At 42.4% G+C, this 18382-nt stretch carries 12 protein-coding genes; 5 read left to right on the top strand and 7 right to left on the bottom strand.

The features are described 5' to 3' along the window. Positions 1–51: 51 nt before the first annotated feature. Entirely contained in the window at positions 52–723 is a 672-nt protein-coding gene (locus ACQ2HE_RS15440; RefSeq protein ID WP_430901051.1) for a class I SAM-dependent methyltransferase, read from the bottom strand. 213 nt (positions 724–936) lie between these two features. On the opposite strand from ACQ2HE_RS15440, the gene ACQ2HE_RS15435 reads away from it, so the two are divergent. After that, positions 937–2370 (top strand): Gfo/Idh/MocA family protein, encoded by a 1434-nt coding sequence (locus tag ACQ2HE_RS15435; protein WP_430901053.1) that lies wholly within the window; start codon positions 937–939, stop codon positions 2368–2370. Between the two features lie 818 nt (positions 2371–3188). Here ACQ2HE_RS15435 and ACQ2HE_RS15430 read toward each other — a convergent pair. The 4 genes from ACQ2HE_RS15430 to ACQ2HE_RS15415 form a co-directional block, all read right to left on the bottom strand. Beyond that, complete coding sequence (locus tag ACQ2HE_RS15430; RefSeq protein ID WP_430901055.1) at positions 3189–6320, bottom strand: WD40/YVTN/BNR-like repeat-containing protein; 3132 nt, start codon at positions 6318–6320, stop codon at positions 3189–3191. Positions 6321–6408: 88 nt separating this feature from the next. Beyond that, positions 6409–9501 carry a WD40/YVTN/BNR-like repeat-containing protein gene (locus tag ACQ2HE_RS15425; RefSeq protein ID WP_430901057.1) on the bottom strand — a complete coding sequence of 1031 codons (3093 nt, stop codon included), beginning with the start codon at positions 9499–9501 and terminating at the stop codon, positions 6409–6411. A 57-nt stretch (positions 9502–9558) separates the two neighbouring features. Beyond that, positions 9559–10269 (bottom strand): LolA-like protein, encoded by a 711-nt coding sequence (locus ACQ2HE_RS15420; RefSeq protein WP_430901059.1) that lies wholly within the window; start codon positions 10267–10269, stop codon positions 9559–9561. A gap of 28 nt (positions 10270–10297) precedes the next feature. Beyond that, entirely contained in the window at positions 10298–11101 is an 804-nt protein-coding gene (locus tag ACQ2HE_RS15415; protein ID WP_430901061.1) for a LolA-like protein, read from the bottom strand. A gap of 102 nt (positions 11102–11203) precedes the next feature. Between ACQ2HE_RS15415 and ade the strand changes: the two genes are divergently transcribed. The 3 genes from ade (at position 11204) to ACQ2HE_RS15400 (ending at position 15032) form a co-directional block, all read left to right on the top strand. Then, the gene (ade, locus tag ACQ2HE_RS15410) at positions 11204–12862 is read left to right on the top strand and encodes an adenine deaminase (RefSeq protein WP_430901063.1); all 1659 of its coding nucleotides are present in this window, start codon (positions 11204–11206) and stop codon (positions 12860–12862) included. Positions 12863–12905: 43 nt separating this feature from the next. Further along, positions 12906–13520, top strand: a complete 615-nt coding sequence (locus ACQ2HE_RS15405) for a Crp/Fnr family transcriptional regulator (RefSeq protein WP_430901065.1) — start codon at positions 12906–12908, stop codon at positions 13518–13520. Between the two features lie 69 nt (positions 13521–13589). Further along, entirely contained in the window at positions 13590–15032 is a 1443-nt protein-coding gene (locus ACQ2HE_RS15400; protein WP_430901067.1) for an amidohydrolase, read from the top strand. Between the two features lie 368 nt (positions 15033–15400). On the opposite strand, the gene ACQ2HE_RS15395 is transcribed toward ACQ2HE_RS15400, so the two are convergent. Together ACQ2HE_RS15395 and upp are read right to left on the bottom strand one after the other, a co-directional pair. Continuing rightward, a complete protein-coding gene (locus ACQ2HE_RS15395) occupies positions 15401–16423 on the bottom strand; it encodes a PorP/SprF family type IX secretion system membrane protein (protein WP_430901069.1) in 1023 nt (340 codons plus the stop codon). Positions 16424–16536: 113 nt separating this feature from the next. After that, positions 16537–17187 (bottom strand): uracil phosphoribosyltransferase, encoded by a 651-nt coding sequence (gene upp, locus ACQ2HE_RS15390; protein ID WP_430901071.1) that lies wholly within the window; start codon positions 17185–17187, stop codon positions 16537–16539. Between the two features lie 85 nt (positions 17188–17272). Between upp and ACQ2HE_RS15385 the strand changes: the two genes are divergently transcribed. Continuing rightward, positions 17273–18355 carry an anhydro-N-acetylmuramic acid kinase gene (locus ACQ2HE_RS15385; RefSeq protein WP_430901073.1) on the top strand — a complete coding sequence of 361 codons (1083 nt, stop codon included), beginning with the start codon at positions 17273–17275 and terminating at the stop codon, positions 18353–18355. The last annotated feature ends 27 nt before the right edge of the window (positions 18356–18382 follow it).

Here is an 18382-nt window from a genome sequence, read left to right as displayed (position 1 = left end):
ATCAACTCAATACTTACAACTTATTACTTTCAACATATTACTTCAAACATACTACTTACCACTCCTAACCTCAACATATTCAGCAAATCCCAACAAGTCCCAGAATACATTTCCGGTAATGGGTTTGCCCCGCAACAGTCGGAGGATGATTCGAGCGGGTGTGGCTAATAAATAGAACCAAGATCTGCGAGTACCGCCCTTTAAAACAGTTGCGCCCACTTCTTCAAACACAACCTTGAGCTCTCTTACCGAGTACAATCGAACATGTGTAGGATCGTCATTGAAATTAAGTGATCCTTTCATGTGTGGAAGTTTTAGACTTCTCGGACCCGGATATTCTACATACAACACACCCCCGGGTTTTAACTTCGGCAACATCCCTTTTAAAACATCGGTTCCGTTGTGCAAGTGTTCAATCACATGAACAATTAAGATGGCATCAAAAAAATTGTTGGGGATAGAATCAAATTCCAGTTTTGTAAGGTTCATTTCGAAGAAACCTTTCATACACACAAAATCGGAGTTGTTGTTATTATAGTCTTTGTGAAGATCTAATCCATAATAGGTGCATTGAGGAAACAGGTTCGTTGTTTTGGATGCGGAGCTGTTTCCTGCGCCAATATCCAATAACACAAACGGGCGGTCTCCAAAATGTGAATGAAGAAAAGCAAATTTTGGATTCTGCCTCTTGATCCAATTGACAAGCGGACTTAACAATGACATGGTCTCCGAATGTACTCCATTTCCGGAGAATCGGTCATTCTAATACGTTAAAGTCATACACTTGCTTTCCACAAAAACGATGGTGTTTGTAGAAAGTCAACAAAAGGCGGGTCGCCGTTAACAAAATAACCGTCCGCAAACGTTTGAGCGAATTTTACGAAAGCACGCCCCGTATGGCTTTATTAAGGATATTGCAACCACAAAATTGCCAACATGAAATCGAATAGAAGAAACTTCTTGCGTTATTTGGGAATTGGGACCGGCACCTTGGTTACTGCTAGTCCGGCCATTGCCCGTGTAACAACAGACGAAGCCGACCGTCTCCCTTTTGAAGGCCCTGAATTTCAGGCACAGCCTTTTAATATGTGCGGCTATGCTGCTCCTAAATTACCAACTGTTCGAATTGCTGTAATTGGCTTGGGAATGAGAGGAAGCGGGGCCGTTGAGCGCCTGTGTTACATCGATGGAGTTGAAATCACCGTGTTGTGCGATAAAGATCCAGAACGTGTTGCCAAAATGCAAGCTCATTTGGCCAAAGTGGGCCGCCCCAAAGCCGCTGAATTTTCTGGAGAGGAAGGCTGGAAAAAAGCATGTGAACACAAAGAAGTAGACCTCGTATATACTCCAACTCCTTGGCACCTGCATACCCCTATTTGCTTGCATGCAATGAATAATGGAAAACATGCTGCAACTGAAGTGCCTGCGGCATTAACTGTAGAAGATGCCTGGAAACTAGTGGAAACTTCAGAACGCACTCGAAAGCATTGTATGATGCTCGAAAATTGCTGTTATGATTTCTTCGAGTTGTTAACCCTGAATATGGTGCGCAACGGATTGTTTGGCGAAGTGGTGCACGCTGAAGGTGCGTATATTCATGACTTGAGCAAAGAGTATTTGTTCAATAAGAATGCTTATACCGACATGTGGCGCCTGAAGCAAAACATGAAACACAATGGCAACCTATATCCAACACATGGACTTGGACCTATTGCACAATGTTTGAATATCAACCGTGGCGATAAAATGGATCATATGGTTGCCATGAGCACCAATGATTTCAGCTTAGGCATCATGGCAAACGAATTGGCAAAAACCGATGATTTCTTCAAGCCCTATGCGAATAAGAAATACCGTGGCAACATGAATACCACACTTATTCGTACCAATCTTGGGAAATCGATGATGGTTCAACACGATGTGTCTACCCCTCGCCCTTATTCCAGAATTCATTTGGTAAGTGGAACGAAAGCGGTAGCGCAAAAATGGCCCGGCCCTGAACGCATTGGCTTTGGACACAGTTGGATCAAAGATGCAGAGTTAAAAGAATTGTATGCAAAATACAGCCCTGAAATCGTAAAACACATCGGTGAAATTGCGAAAGAAGTAGGTGGTCATGGAGGAATGGACTTTATCATGGATTGGCGTTTGATCGACTGTTTGAGAAACGGGCTTCCACTCGACCAGAACGTTTACGACGCCGCAAGTTGGAGTGTAGTAGTTCCTTTAAGCGAACAATCAGTAAACAATAGATCAAAAAGTATTGACGTACCCGATTTTACAAGAGGTGCGTGGAAAAAGAACAAGCCGCACGATATTACATTGGCGGGTGGTGGTAACACCGGGGTTCGCAAAATAGCGAATCAATAATCTAGTAGTTACACTGTAAAGATAAAAGGTCAAGGTTCTGAAAAGCAACAGGAGGCTGTCTCTAAAAGACAGCCTTTCTTTTTGGGAAAAACAGTCCGAGGTTGGCATAGGACAGCCTCACTGCATGCTTACAGTTAAGAAAAGAAAAAGCAGAACCGAAATCAAAAAAACAATTAAGCAATAAACAGTATTGCGAATATCACAACTGTCAATAGTAAATTGATCAGGTAACTAGTAGTCAAGGTGTATTTCATATGATATGGATTTAATAGTCCTGAAAACACACTTGATAGCCGGGGTTAGTTAGAACGGAAGGGTGCTAACAAGTTGATCGCTTCAACAGTAATAAAGCTACTGCTGTTTATAAAGAATGTCAAGCGTAAATTAACTAGAAGGAGCTGCGATTTGTCCGTTCTGCGATGTGGGAAGTTTTACTTAGTGTTTGGTGGGAAGATTATGGGGTTCACCGCAAAGTGCGCAGAGAACGCAGAGGAGCCGCGAAGATTGTTTTTTTTCTTTCACCGCGGCGGCGCAGCGTCCTTCGACTGTGCCTTCGGCCCGCCCTTCGACAAACTCAGGAACCGCTCAGGACAAGCTCGCAGCGGTTTCGCAGCGCTCCCTCCTGCTCATCTTCCTGTTCCTTCTCTGTTTTTCCTCGATTCCTCGTTCCTCGTATCCTCGCTCCTGCATTTCCTCGCTTCCTCGCCCCTGTATTCCCCCCCTGTTCTTCCTCCTGTTCTTTCTCTGTATTTCCTCATCTCCTATAAAAAAAGCCGCACGGTTTCCCATGCGGCTCTAAACAATGATTGTATTAAATTTTACTTACCACTTAAACTAATTACCGGTAAGGCTTTCTCTCTCACTAGATCATTAAATGCTTTCACATCTTCAGCCATCACTTTTTTCAATTTTGATAATTGCTCATCGCATTGACCCGCCAATACTGCATACACTTCTTTCGCTTGCTTGGGTGGCGCCATATTGCCGCTATTGGCCATATCGAAAACGCCTGATAATTTATCGTTCAAACGAATAGGGAAGTTCAATACGTCTTGACCGCTCTTTGCCTTGGTTTGATACAATACTTCTTCAATGGCAGTTAATTGTTTGTTCACTGCCTCGCCTTTCTCCTTTACTTCTTTTGGACAATCTTTTCCTTGCTTCGCTACAAAATCATTGATTTGATTGCGAACTGAACGAATGTCTTTAATCGCTTTTTGAACCTCATTGAATTTACCCATTACTTTATTCAGGAATTCAAATTGAGCCTCATAATCGGCCTGAGAACATTTATAGTTCGGATCTGCTACAACGGTGAACTTCCCTTGTATTGAATCGCCATCAACTTTCAATACATAATCGTAATCGCCCGGAGGTGCAACAATACCACCCGGAGTACCATTCCACAAAATCATTCCATCAATAGTTTCTGCTTCCGGATAATACAAATTCCAAACAAACTGGTTCATTCCTGCCTTCACTTCTAATTTGTCTTTTCCACTAGTACTAAACGTCTTAACCGTTGTTCCCCATTTATCCTTAATAGCAATAGAAGCCTTGGTACTATCCGTTACTGCTCCCACCAAATAATTGATCACAACTCCATTTGGAGGATTTGCTCCGGCATTTACAGGTGCCCGTAATGGACCGAAACGAGAAACTACTCCAGGGATTCTGAATGCAGGATTCACCGGAAATACATGTATTTTTTTTGCGGCGATACCTGTTTCGTATTGTTGAACTGTGGTAAGATCATCAATGATCCAAAACGCACGTCCTTGCGTAGCTACTATTAAATCATTGTTTTTGATCGTTAAATCGGTAACAGGCACAATGGGTAAGTTCAATTGGAATTTTCTCCAGTTGGCACCGTCATCATAACTGATATACATACCGTATTCTGTACCTGCATACAACAAACCGGGGCGCTTTTTATCGGCACGCATGGTTCTAGTAAAATGCATTTTATCAATGCCATTTACCACTAGCTTCCATGTTTTTCCGTAGTCTTCGGTTTTATAAATATAAGGAGTGAAGTCATCTAATTTATAACGTGTTCCTATAACATAGGCGGCTCCTTTCTTAAAAGGATCCACTTCTATGCAGTTCCACATCATCCATTTTGGGCAATCTTTTGGAGTTACGTTCTCCCAATTCTTTCCAGCGTCTTTACTTACACTGAGCACACCATCGTCACTACCTACCCATAACAAGTCTTTTTCAACCGGACTTTCAGTAGCAGTGAAAATGGTACAGTAGTATTCAACCGAGGTATTGTCTTTCGTAATAGGACCACCGCTCGATACTTGCTTGGCTTTGTCGTTGGTAGTAAGATCCGGTGAAATTTGTTCCCAGCTTGCACCTTCGTTCTCTGTTACAAACAAAGCATTGCCTGCACAATACAAACGCTTTGGATTGTGGGGAGAGAAGAATATAGGGAAGTTCCACTGGAAGCGGAATTTTTGAACATCCGCTCCTGCGCCCATGGGGTTATCAGGCCAAACAGAAATGGCTCTGTTCTCCCCGGTTTTATGATCCAATCTCGATAGATAGCCACCATAGTTTCCGCCATAAACAACATCCGGGTTCAACGGATCGGCTACTACATATCCACTTTCACTTCCGGCAGTAACATCCCAATCGTCGTTGGTGATGGCCATTCCATAAGTACGGTGTTTGATACGAATGGTGCTATTGTCTTGCTGTGCTCCCAAAATTCTATAAGGGAATGAATTGTCGGTTGACACACGATAGATTTGAGAGGTAGGCTGGTTTTCGTACGTGCTCCAATTATTTCCTGCATCGAAGCTTATTTGAGCACCACCATCATCTGCCACAATCATTCGTTTAGGATCTTCCGGATCGATCCACAAATCGTGGTGATCTCCGTGAGGAGTTCTCAACGATCCAAAAGTTTTGCCACCATCTCTACTTACCATGAAGTTTACATTCGGGCAGTAAACGATGTTCTCGTTTTTAGGATCAACAAACACTTTAGTATAATACCAAGCACGTTGACGAATATTATTATCGCTGCTGGTGAGTGTCCATGTTTCACCACCATCGGCGCTTACAAACAAACCACCACCGGCATTTTCAATGATTGCATAAATTTTATCCGTATTAGAAGGTGCAATGGCAACACCAACAATACCCCAAATTCCTTTTGGTAAACCTTTTTTAGCACTGATGTTCGACCAAGTTTCGCCGCCATCGGTACTTCTCCACAAGCCACTGCCTTCACCACCACTTTCCAAGCTATAAGGTGTGCGAATCAATCTCCAAGTGCCTGCATACATTATGGATGGATTATTGGGGTCTAAAACCAAATCGGAAGCGCCGGTTTGACTGTTCACAAATAAGGTTCTTTTCCATGTTTTACCGCCATCGGTTGTTTTATACACACCTCTCTCTTCGTTTGGTCCAAATAAGTGACCCATTGAAGCTACCCATACCGTATTGGGATCGCGTGGGTGAACAATGATGCGAACAATATGACGCGCATCTTTCAATCCGATGTTTTTCCAAGTTCGTCCACCATCTTCACTCTTCCACATACCGCCCAATCCTTCTGCCACATTACCTCGCATGGTATTTTCACCTTCGCCCACATAGAGGATGTTTTCATCTGATGGAGCTACCGTAACAGCACCCATAGTACCTCCAAAGTATTTATCACTGATGTTTTTCCAATTGCTTCCACCATCTGTAGTTTTCCAGATACCACCACCGGTGGCACCAAAATAGAAGGTGTTTTTACTCTTGTAGCTTCCTGTTACGGCGCCACTGCGGCCTCCGCGCCAAGGACCTACCAAGCGATATTTAACATTTGAAAACAACACCTCATCGGCATTCGGAGGAGGTGGAGGAGCCTGAACGGCTGATTTTTTCTGTGCTACTGCAGAAGAAACTGCCAGTACCACTAAGCAAAGCATTAGTAATTTTCTCATAACCAAGTTGGAATTAGTCATGAAAGTTAACTAAAAAAAGAACGGGTGCCGAAAAATCCGACACCCGTTTATATAAAATATTTCGCTACTATAATTTCTTATTCTCCACTTTGGGTTTATCGTCTTTCAACAAACCTTCTTTAATTAAAGCAGCTTTTACCTTTGCATCATATTTGGCCACAATGGCCTCATTCGATTGAGCAGCGCCATCTACCTCGCCTTTTAACACGCCAACTCTTTGAAGTTGAAGGTTAGAAGGGGCAGATTCTTGCATTGCAACTGCCATGTATAAATCGGTAATGCGCTCGCGAATGCGTTCTTCGTCGGCAAAAACCGATTTCATCTTGGTTGCCAAACAATTTGCTCTCAATGCTTCCAATTGATCGTAATATTCTTGCAAAGTTACTTTGAGTTTCTTGTTAGACGTACTATCCATGTACTTTTTCAATTGCTTTTGTCTTCCGCTGATATCGTCCACTACTTTAGCCAGCGACTCATGCAAACGATAAATATCCATAGCAGTTTTGTATTGCAATTGACGATCTTCTTTGCTGAAATTAGGATTCTTGTCGTCGTGTTGCATTACAACAGAAGAACTCAATTCTTTCGAACCCGCTTTTAATTTTACGGTGTATTTTCCGGGTAATACCATAGGAGCGATAAACCCACCGTAGTCCACTTTCGATCCGCCTGTTGCGGTTTTAGGTGGTTTCATGCGTTGGTTCCAGTACACTTTATTCAAGCCTTTGCGATTGCTGGCAGGAATGCTTTGCACCAATTTACCACTGTCGTCGTAAATTTCTACCACTACTCTACCGCTGTTCAAACGATCTTTTAAGTAGTATTGGATTGGAGGAATAGAAATCGGATTCCCTGCATTCCATCCACCGGTTCCGGGGAAACCGCCATTGCCCCAATCGCCATTAGTTAAACGCATGGGTTTGTTTTCAAACAAGTACACATCTTTCTCTGCGATGTCTTTTGTGATCAATCGCATGGGGCTAATATCGTCAATTACATAAATACCACGACCATGTGTAGCAATGAGCAGGTCATTTGTTTTAGGATGAATTTGAATATCGCGAACCAGAGCCATATCGGGCACTTTATTTTTCATTCGAAACCAAGTAGTACCTGCATCTGTTGAAGCAAACAAACCCATTTCAGTTCCGATGAACAACAGGTCTTTGCTCACCAAATCTTCTTTGATCTTATGCGCAAAACCGGTAAACTCATCACTTTTAAACATCGTCCAAGTTTTGCCTAAATCGGTTGATTTTGCAACATAGGTTTTATGATCACCATACATATGGTTCTCAAAACTTGCGTACACCGTATTCTTGTCAAAACGAGACGGCTCAATACTACTTACCCAAGTTTGTGCAGGAATACCGGATGCAGCATAATTCTTCGCCACATTCACCCAGTTCTTTCCTCCATCTATTGTGTATTGCAAATTGCCGTCATCAGTTCCAACCCAAATCATGTTTTCATCTAAGGGACTTTCTGCAATCGTAAAAATGGTAGTATGATTTTCTGCAGAGGTATTGTCAGCACTCAAACCACCACTGTTTTCTTGCTCTTGCTTCTTTTTATCATTCGTAGTTAAATCAGGTGAAATTCGTGTCCAGTTTCTCCCTTGATCCGTGGTTTTATATAAATATTGAGCGCCAATGTATAGGTTCTTCTTATTGGCTTGACCAATTACAATAGGCGTATTCCAATTCCATCTTAGCTTGCTTTCACCTACACCTTGTTGTGGTTTAATTGAAACAGATTTTAATGTACGAGTATCAATTCTTCCTACATTTCCACCTTGACTTTCAGCATACACAATGTTTGGATCTACACCGTCTGGTTGCACCCAAAAACCATCGCCACCAAACAAGGCAACCCAACTAGAGTTGGTTACTCCACCCGGTGTAGCAGAAGGGGCTATCCAGCTTCCGTTGTCTTGCAAACCACCCATAATATTGTACGGTTCCTTTGCATCAACAGCTACATGATAGAATTGTCCCACAGGCAAATTCTGTAAAAACATCCAAGTAGCACCTTTGTCAACACTCATGTAAACTCCGCCATCGGAACCTACATACATGTGACTTGAGTTTTGAGGATTGATCCACAAAGCATGCATATCACTATGCAACCAACCACCTTCACCGCTTGACTCGGCGAAAGAATATCCGCCATCAACAGAATAGGAGAAAGTATAGGCAGGTCGGTATACGCGTTTGGGATCTTTAGGGTCTACCACAATGGTGCTAAAATAGAAAGGTCGAGCAACCACATTCAAAATTGCCGATTGCTTTTTCCAAGATTCGCCACCATCATTTGAAATGTACAAACCGGTTTCGTTCGACTCCACAATCGCAAACATATTTTGCGGCGCACTGGGTGCCAACGTAAACGCAATTCTACCAAATGGTTTTGACGGCAATCCGTTGGTCAATTCTTTCCAAGTTTTACCACCATCGGTACTTTTATAGAATCCACTTCCGTTGCCTCCTGAATTGAAGAGATAAGGCAAGCGTCGGAATTCCCAGGTAGAAGCATATATGATGTCAGAATTGGTGGGATCCAAGATCACTTCGGCACAACCTGCTTTTTCGTTGATGTAAAGTATTTTATCCCAAGTTTTACCGCCATCGGTACTCTTGTACAATCCACGATGTTTGCTGTCGCTCCACAAAGGTCCGGGCGCAGCCACATAAATGTTATTGCTGTTTTTAGGATCTACTACAATGCGAGCGATGTGCTCGGTACTGTCTAATCCAATTTTCACCCAGTTATCTCCTGCATCGGTGCTTTTGTACAATCCGTCTCCAATTGAAACAGAGTTTCGCATGTTGCTTTCGCCGGTTCCGGCGTATACTACTTTGCTATTCTTTGGATCAATGGCGATAGCGCCAATTGACTGACAGTATTTATCAAAAATAGGTTTAAAGGAAGCACCTCCATTGGTGGTTTTCCAAATTCCACCACCGGCAGAACCCACATAAATGATTTTAGGGTCATCTGCAACTCCTTCAATGGCAGAAATACGACCACTCATGGTACCGGGACCTAAGGCTCTTGCCTCCATCATCCCGAATGTGTTTGAATTGATAGCTGTTTGTGCAAATCCGGTTTGAACAATTGCCATCGATATTAAAAAACTATATAACAGTATTTTCTTCATAACAGTATAATTAAAAACCCGGCTGTTAACCGGGTCTTTATAAAAGTAAGTTTGAAATTAACCTCCTACAGTAAAGATTTTTTCATCAACAGCCTTGTTCACTTCAATCTTGGTAACAGTCATATCACCTTGACCAAATGCACCACCAATTGTGTGCGCGAAGAAAACGCCGTCTACTGCTTTGTAGTCGCCATAGCTAACAGAAACTTCTTGCTCTTGTCCCATAACAGTGGCTTTTGCTGTCATGCGAATGATAAAGAATGTTTTTGCATCAATAAAATAAGTGCGTGTTTTACCTGCCTTTGTTGTCAATTTAATTTTGAAGGTAGAAGTACCATCAATATCTTCTTTACCCAACAATTCAACAGTGCTTCCTTTTTCTTTGTAGTTAAACAAAGCGCCGTTCAAATCCAATTCTTCAGCACCTTCTTTTACTTGCTCTTCAGGCATTGCTTCAGGAGCTGATTGACCCATAAAAGGCATATAGGTCCAGCCTTTTGTTGGAGTCATGATCATGTAACCATCCATACCCATGGCAGAGATGTCTACGCGCTGTCCAACATTGTGTACTTTAGTAGTCACAACTGGAATGTCCATTCCTTGTACACTTAAATTACTTTCCATTCTTACAGATTTTAGCGTGGCAAGCTTAGCCGCACCACCTAACGCCTCGATGTTCTTAGCGATCACCTCATCTGCAGTTTGAGCGCTAGCAGACAAAGAGAAAAGGGATGCAACTAGTAAGAATGTAAAACGAAACTGTTTCATTGTATTTTATTTAAAAGTTAAAGTGAGATTATTCAGGTTTATATAAACGTTCATCAATTTTTTTATTGATCAAAATGGTTTCGATGGTTGTATTCATGGCTCTTCCCCCCATACCCGGTCTTGAAATAGTAGTTGGGAACCAATATCCGTCAAATTGTTTGAAATCGCTATAATCAATATTCACACCCATGTCTTGCGGGTTAGGTCTATTGCCACCACCTTGTTGGCCACCGCCCTGTTGACCTCCGCCTTGACCGCCGCCTGGTCTTCCACCCCCACCAAACATTCCCATTCCGGCACCTCCCTTCATAGAAGTTCGAACTACCATCCAAGATTTGTTGTCGATAAAGTAAGAGACGCTTTTACCCGACTTAGTGGTTGCTTTTACCACGTAACAAGTAAGATTATTAATGGTTTCAGTTCCGGTCAATTCTACCGAAACGCCCTTGGCTGCATAATCAATGAGTAGAGAATTGCAGTCCATTTCAGCCATTTGACTATTGTAAGCTTCTGCAGGCATGGCTTCAAAGGCACCACTGTTCCTTGGATTAGAGAACCAGCCACCTTTCTCAGTAACAAGAACGGTGAAATTCCCCATACCAAAATCAACCTGTTGACGGTATAATTTTCCCTGTACTCTAATAGTAGTGGTGGTGATTTCACTTCCATTTGGACCTACCGCAACCCCTTCCATTTGAATGGTTTGGAGCGCTTTTAGTTTTTCAATTCCGCCCATCGCCTCCACATGCTTTGAAATAACATCTTCTGCTGTTTGCGCAAGCACTGTTCCTACAATGAAAAGTGATAGTACGGAGGCAAGTATCTGTTTCATACCTTTTTGATTAAAATAATAATAATAGACCAAATTTAATTTCTTCCTTGATACAGGCCTTGTGTTTTATCATTAATTTTCCGAATCAGAATTAATCCCTATATGAGTCGATTTAGCGAGCAAAAAGTTACAGGAAATTTGGTAAATATTTTAGAAGAAAGAATCGTTCCTGCCACTCTACATATTAGGGATGGAAAAATAGAAAAGATTGAGGAAGAAGCCATTAACACTCCCATAAATCCCCAATTACCTTTTATTACACCGGGTTTTGTAGATGCCCATGTTCATATTGAAAGTTCCTTATTGGTTCCTTCTGAGTTTGCCCGCATGGCAGTTCTGCACGGAACGGTAGCTACCGTAAGCGATCCGCATGAAATAGCTAACGTATGCGGCGTAGGAGGGGTTCGTTTTATGATTGAAAATGGGAAAAAAGTGCCCTTTAAATTCAATTTCGGGGCACCGAGTTGTGTGCCTGCCACTACTTTTGAAACTGCCGGAGCCGAGGTTACCGTAACAGATGTTAAGGAACTACTGGCGCTCGATGAAATCAGATACTTGAGTGAAATGATGAACTTTCCCGGAGTTATTTACAATGATTCTCAGGTTCATGAAAAAATAAAAGCAGCTCATGCTGTTGGGAAACCAGTTGATGGTCATGCCCCCGGACTGCGTGGAGATGATCTCAAAACTTATTTCAGTGCAGGCATTAGCACCGATCATGAATGTTTCACCTACGAAGAAGCAAAAGAAAAGTTGGAACTGGGAATGAAAGTGTTGATTCGCGAAGGCAGCGCTGCAAAAAATTTTAACGCACTTATCGACCTTTTAAACGACTATCCCGATGATATTATGTTCTGTAGCGATGATAAACATCCCGACAGTCTTGAAATCAGCCATATCAATGCGCTTTGCGCGCGTGCTGTAGAAAAAGGAATCCCTTTGTTCCACATACTAAAAGCAGCATGTATCAATCCGGTGCAGCACTATCAACTTCCGGTAGGATTGTTGAAAGAAGGAGATGCGGCCGATTTCATTTTGCTTGAGGATCTCAGTTCCTTTAAAGTAATAAGTACATATATCGACGGCGAATTGGTGGCAGAAAATGGAAAATCTTTTATTGAATCTGTTCCCGTTCAACCATTGAATCAATTTGATTGTTCTGAGAAAATTCCATCCGATTTCGAATTGAAAATAAATACCAATGCTACAACGCATACTATTCCGGTGATTGAAGCATTGGAAGGTCAACTGATTACATTGCGCCAAGATCACGAACTCCCAATAATAAATGGTGTTGTAACTTCTATAACAGAAAAAGATATTCTAAAAATAGTGGTAGTTAATCGTTATTTTAATGCTCGGGTAGCGCATGGATTTATCACTAATTTTGGATTTAAAAAAGGAGCCATTGCCTCATCGGTGGCGCATGATAGTCATAACATAGTTGCTGTTGGAACATCTGACGAGGCCATTTGCGAAGCTGTGAATGCTGTGATTCGCGAAAAAGGTGGATTGAGCTGTTTCGATGGGAATAGTACCGAGGTATTAGGGTTGCCTGTGGCAGGATTGATGAGCGCAAAAGATGCTTACGAAGTATCAAGTGCTTATACCCGCCTTGACCAGATGGCAAAATCGCTAGGAACCAATCTGGCAGCACCTTTCATGACACTGTCATTTATGGCATTATTGGTAATCCCTAAGTTGAAACTAAGTGATAAAGGGTTATTCGATGGTGAAAAGTTTCAGTTAATTTCGTATTAGAGTCAGTTTTGTATAACCTAAAACTGCCTTATCCTAGACATGCATGAACGTAGAAAAAAACCAAACTAGTTCAGTAGAAATTGCCGGCGCATTTTCAGCTATGGTAAACGCCATTTACCCTGTCAGTAAAGAGGCCCTTGATTATGTCACAAAACGAATGTCGCCCGTGTACATTCAAAAAGGCTCACTTCTTGTTAGTAGTGGGCAACATTGCGACCATCTTTATTTTGTGGTGAAAGGTGTTTTGCGCGGCTACGTGCAACAAGGCACCAAAGAAATTACCACATGGATCACTGCAGAAAATGAATTGGTAACCTCTATTTCCAGTTTCTACCAGAAAGTTCCAAGCATCGAGAACATTGAAGCATTGGAAGATTGCACATTGGCAACCATTCACCGTGATGATCTCAACTACATGTACACTGCATTCCCTGAAGTGAATGCCTTTGTACGCATCGTTTTGGAAAAGTACTACCAAGATGCAGAGGAGCGTGCGTATATTGCCCGACTCACTGAAGCAACCGGGAAATACCATCGCTTCATCAATACAAAAAGCCATTTATTGAATCGAATACCTTTGAAATTCATTGCCTCCTATTTAGGAATGACCTTGGAAACCTTGAGTAGAATCAGAAGCAAGATCACTTATTCTCGATAGAAAGCCTCCTTTTGTTAACAGCGATTTCTGCGTGCTTTTTTTTCTGTAATTTCCAAAAAACAACCACGCATGAAATGTATGCCCCTTCTTGCTTTTTTGTGCCTTAGCTTTTCTGCGATCGCACAAAAAGCAGCCCCTGTTCCCGCTAATAAACAAGCGGTGTTACAATCCATTGCCAAACACGAAGCCGAATTAGTAAAAATTAGCGACCAAGTTTGGAGCTTCGCTGAAATAGCCATGGAAGAATACCAGTCGGCCAAAGTGCTTTCTGAGTATGCGGAAGCACAAGGTTTCAAAGTAACGCGAAACATTGCCGACATTCCAACTGCCTTCATCGCTGAATATGGCTCCGGTAAACCCATCATAGGAATCTTGGGTGAATTTGATGCATTGCCCGGCTTGTCTCAAAAAGCAAGTCCGGTAAAAGAAGCCTTGCAAAAAGGTGCTGCCGGTCATGGTTGTGGTCATAATATGTTTGGCGCAGCCAGCTTAGGTGCCGCCGTTGCCATCAAAGAACTTATTGCTAGTGGCAAACTAAAAGGCACCATTCGCTTTTATGGAACACCGGCAGAGGAAGATAAGGCAGGAAAAGTATACATGGCGCGCGCAGGAGTTTTCAATGATTTGGATGTGTGTTTAGATTGGCACCCGGCATATGAAAACTTAGCCAATTTGCAAAGTTCGCAAGCGGTGGTAGACTATACCGTTAGCTTCAAAGGCAAGAGTGCTCATGCGGCTGCCGATCCTTGGAATGGTAAGAGTGCTTTAGACGCAGCTGAGTTGTTCAATATTGGTATGAACTACATGCGCGAGCATATCAAGCCTAGTGTTCGCATTCATTATGTATACAAACAAGCCGGCAACGTTCCGAATGTAATTCCTGACGAAGCAAGCGTTTGGATCTGGATACGAGATTCCAAAAGAAGTGGAGTAGCTGAAGTAGAAGCACGCATGAAAGAAGTAGCAAAAGGCGCAGCATTGATGACGGGCGTAGAAGTAAATTGGAAATTGAACAACGGATTGTATGAAATTTTGGTATTGGAATCGGGTGCAAAAGCCTTGCATAAAAACATGCAGTTGGTAGGTCCAATTCAATATACCAAGGAAGAATTATCCTTCGCCGATTCTATCATGAAAGCATACGGTGCTGCTTCATTAGGAATAGATGGTAGCATAAAAGATTTAGAGCAAACACGCCCCGACCCCGATGGAGGTTCAACTGACGTGGGTGATGTGAGCTATATCGTTCCGGAAATTTCATTGAATGCTGTAACCGCTCCCTACAAAGCACCCTGGCACTCTTGGGTTGTTGTTGCCTGTGGTGGCATGAGCATTGGTCATAAAGGAATGTTGTTCGCCGCTAAAAGCTTAAGTGCAACCATGGTTGATCTTTTCGAAAACGAACAATTGCGTAAAGACATTCGTAAAGAATTCGAAACGAAAAAAGGTTCCGAAGTGTGGAAAGCGATGTTGCCTGATGGGCCGCCGCCGGTGCCGGTGAGAAGCAATTAATAGTGTTGAGTTGTTGAGTTTTACGCAGCTTCGCTGCTTGGAATTCGCAAAGGGGAAGAAGTTAAAAAAGGAACGCAAAGGGATTGTTCTTCTAAAATTCTTTTTTGACCACAGATAACGCAGATTTTCAATACAGATAGCACAGATTAGACTCTGATATTCATAGAGAAAAACAGAATACTCAGCCTCTAATCTGTGTATTCTGTGGTCAAAAAACCTAAAGCCTAAAGCCTAAGGCCTAAAACACAGAACTCAAAAGCTTAAAACTTGATCTAAAGGTAAATCCGTTAAAATTTGTGCAGATCTGTGGTCAAAAAGATACTCACCGCAGTAAAGAAGTGCGAAAAATTTAAAACAAGTAGTTACAACTAAAATCTTGGACAAGGTACAGGTTTGTAACCTGCCGGTCTTTTAATGTAGATAAGAGAGATTTCTAGGCCACCTCTGCTTTGAGAAGCCGTTTTTAAGCTAGAAATATTTACATCATACGATGCTCCCAAACGGAAGCCGTTGAATTCAAGGCCGATATACGGAATCACGGCATCGTTCACATTATTGATACGCGTCCAAATTCCGGCAAAGAAATTAGAAGGATTATCGGGGTCATCATTCAGCGCAAAACCTGCGGCACCACCGGCAACAAAATTGTAGGCACCTGCCTGTGTACTGTATAAGGAACTGAGGTAAATGGTTTTGGTAGCATCACCCAAAGGAATGGCTCCTCCGGCATGAACGGTGTATCGGGTGTTCAATGTATAATAAACATCACCGGCAAAAGATTCTCTTGGTTTGTTTAAGTGATAAGCCGATGCACCAATATAGTAGTTATTGAATCCGTCTGTTGATCCATTGAAGAGCACACCTGCACTCACATCGAAATAATTCAGATTGAGTTGTTGATCGTTGATGGTTTCTCCACTTGGAATGGTCCAACCGCCAAACTGATCCAACTCATCTTCAAAGTTCAACTTAGTACCATCAAGTCGTTTAGTATTGTAGGTAGCTTGAAATCCCACACCTATTTGGTTCATGCCATTCTCATCCAGCCCTTTGTGATAGGCAGTGGTGAGTGATAACATGTTAGTGGAAAGAATGCCATTGGCTGTTTTATCGCTCATGGCAAGAATACCAACACCCCAAGTGTCGAGATCCGATAGCTTTCCGCGAAGTACAGGAAAATCAAGCGATGCAGTAGAAGTTACAAAAGCTTTGCTAATGGCAGGCCATTGATCTCGGTAATTGCCGGCTACTCTGAAGTTTCCATTGAATTTTCCCGTGAGTGCCGGATTGAGGGTCAACGGCGACACAAAAAATTGAGAGAAATTCGGGTCTTGGGCCCGAGCACTCTGAAACAAAAGTAAGGCAGCTATGAAGGTAATAAGGTTCCGCATCCAGTAAAGTCTCTATATTCTTATAAGACAAGCAAAATACAAAAAATGCTGAACCAAACCTGTTATTTATTTATGATTCAGATAACTGATTAATAATGAATTTATTAAGGCAATCAAGACTGCATTTTGGTACCAAAAGCCAGGTCACCGGCATCTCCTAAGCCAGGTACAATATAGCCCTTAGCCGTAAGTTCATCGTCAATAGCGCCACACCAAATGGTTGCATCGGGTGCTTCTCTTTGAACGTATTCAATACCAACAGTGCAAGCAATAGCGGCAACCACATGTATTTGGGAGGGCTTTCCTTCATCACGTAAGTATTGAATGGTCTTCACCAAAGAGGAACCCGTAGCCAACATAGGGTCACTTAAAATAACAATCCGATTTTCTAAATCGGGTGAAGAGATATATTCCATGCTTATTTCGAAACTACCGTCGCGATGATGTTTACGATAGGCTGAAATAAACGCATTGTCTGCTTTATCAAAGTAGTTCAGCAAGCCCTGGTGCAAAGGCAAACCGGCACGAAGAATGGTAGCGAGTACCGGCTGTTCTGCCAAAACCCGAGAAACCGCAATTCCCATAGGTGTTTGAATTTCTTTTTCCACCGTTGGCAATCGCTTGCTGATTTCTATGGCGGCCACTTCTCCAATTCGTTCCAAATTGCGACGGAAACGCATCCGATCTCCCTGTATTGCAACATCTCTTAATTCTGCGATCCAGTCGTTTAGCAGCGAATACTGCTCACTTAAGTGTATTACCATAAAACAGCGTTTGGGTTTTTAAACAGCAAAGTAGAACTTCGCGCTACAAATCTATTGTGTACAAACAAAAAACAGAAATAATAATATGATCTACCGCGCGCTGGGATTAATGAGTGGCAGCTCTTTAGATGGGCTGGATATGGCTTTCGTGGAGTTTCACGAAGCGGGTGGAAAATGGACTTTTGAATTAAAACAAGCCGATTGCCTTCCCTATTCTAAGGAATGGGAAGAAAAATTAGCCCATGCTACCAAATTGAATGCAGGAGAATATCTTTTGCTGCACACGGAATACGGCCGTTACATCGCATCCCAAGTAAAACACTTTATTGAGAAATACGAACTTGATTATCAAGTTCAATTGATCGCTAGTCACGGTCATACAACATTCCACTTTCCTGAAAAAAACACAACCGGACAACTAGGCGATGGCGCTTCCATAGCCGCTTTAACTGGTATTGCCACTGTCACCGACCTGCGAGCAGTTGATATGGCATTGGGTGGACAAGGCGCACCTATCGTTCCTATTGGTGAGCGATTGCTTTGGCCGGGCTATCCCATTCTATTAAACCTCGGAGGAATTGCCAATGTTTCTATTCAAAGCAATGATAAACATGTGGCTTTCGATATTTGTCCGGCCAATAAAGTTCTGAATTTATTGATTCAAGAAACCGGAAAAGCATACGATGATGGCGGCTCTTTGGCTGCTCAAGGAACTGTAAATGAACCGCTATTGAGTGCTTTGAATGCCTTGGATTATTACAGTAAACCCTATCCGAAATCGCTTGCAAATGATTTCGGAATAGAAATCGTTTACCCGCTAGTTAAAAATGCGGGTCTCACTCTCCCGGATGCCTTAGCCACCTATGTAGAACACATTGCAGTGCAATTAAAGCAAGCTTTATTATCATTCAAATCGGAAGAACCTATTTCAATGTTGATAACAGGCGGAGGAGCACATCACCGCTACATGGGTAGCCGAATCAACTATCATTTGGCATCCCTCAATATTACTGCCGAAATACCTGATGCTTCGATCATCAATTACAAGGAAGCAATTGTAATGGCGCTAATGGGAGTACTTCGTTGGAGAGAAGAAGTAAATGTATACAGCGCAGTAACCGGAGCAGAAAGAAACAGTGTGGGTGGAGCGCTTTGGATCACCACATAAATTCAAAGAGATGAGTTTTGAGTAATT

The sequence above is a fragment of the Endoryza foliicola genome (assembly GCF_050589245.1).
In the GTDB taxonomy this organism is placed as follows: domain Bacteria; phylum Bacteroidota; class Bacteroidia; order Chitinophagales; family Chitinophagaceae; genus Endoryza; species Endoryza foliicola.
This window is presented reverse-complemented; position numbering and strand designations above follow the sequence as displayed.

Excerpts from the sequence above, each read along its gene's own strand:
- ACQ2HE_RS15440 (WP_430901051.1), bottom strand. The coding sequence starts at position 723 with ATGTCATTGTTAAGTCCGCTTGTCAATTGGATCAAGAGGCAGAATCCA.
- ACQ2HE_RS15435 (WP_430901053.1), top strand. The coding sequence starts at position 937 with ATGAAATCGAATAGAAGAAACTTCTTGCGTTATTTGGGAATTGGGACC.
- ACQ2HE_RS15430 (WP_430901055.1), bottom strand. The coding sequence starts at position 6,320 with ATGAGAAAATTACTAATGCTTTGCTTAGTGGTACTGGCAGTTTCTTCT.
- ACQ2HE_RS15425 (WP_430901057.1), bottom strand. The coding sequence starts at position 9,501 with ATGAAGAAAATACTGTTATATAGTTTTTTAATATCGATGGCAATTGTT.
- ACQ2HE_RS15420 (WP_430901059.1), bottom strand. The coding sequence starts at position 10,269 with ATGAAACAGTTTCGTTTTACATTCTTACTAGTTGCATCCCTTTTCTCT.
- ACQ2HE_RS15415 (WP_430901061.1), bottom strand. The coding sequence starts at position 11,101 with ATGAAACAGATACTTGCCTCCGTACTATCACTTTTCATTGTAGGAACA.
- ade (WP_430901063.1), top strand. The coding sequence starts at position 11,204 with ATGAGTCGATTTAGCGAGCAAAAAGTTACAGGAAATTTGGTAAATATT.
- ACQ2HE_RS15405 (WP_430901065.1), top strand. The coding sequence starts at position 12,906 with ATGAACGTAGAAAAAAACCAAACTAGTTCAGTAGAAATTGCCGGCGCA.
- ACQ2HE_RS15400 (WP_430901067.1), top strand. The coding sequence starts at position 13,590 with ATGAAATGTATGCCCCTTCTTGCTTTTTTGTGCCTTAGCTTTTCTGCG.
- ACQ2HE_RS15395 (WP_430901069.1), bottom strand. The coding sequence starts at position 16,423 with ATGCGGAACCTTATTACCTTCATAGCTGCCTTACTTTTGTTTCAGAGT.
- upp (WP_430901071.1), bottom strand. The coding sequence starts at position 17,187 with ATGGTAATACACTTAAGTGAGCAGTATTCGCTGCTAAACGACTGGATC.
- ACQ2HE_RS15385 (WP_430901073.1), top strand. The coding sequence starts at position 17,273 with ATGATCTACCGCGCGCTGGGATTAATGAGTGGCAGCTCTTTAGATGGG.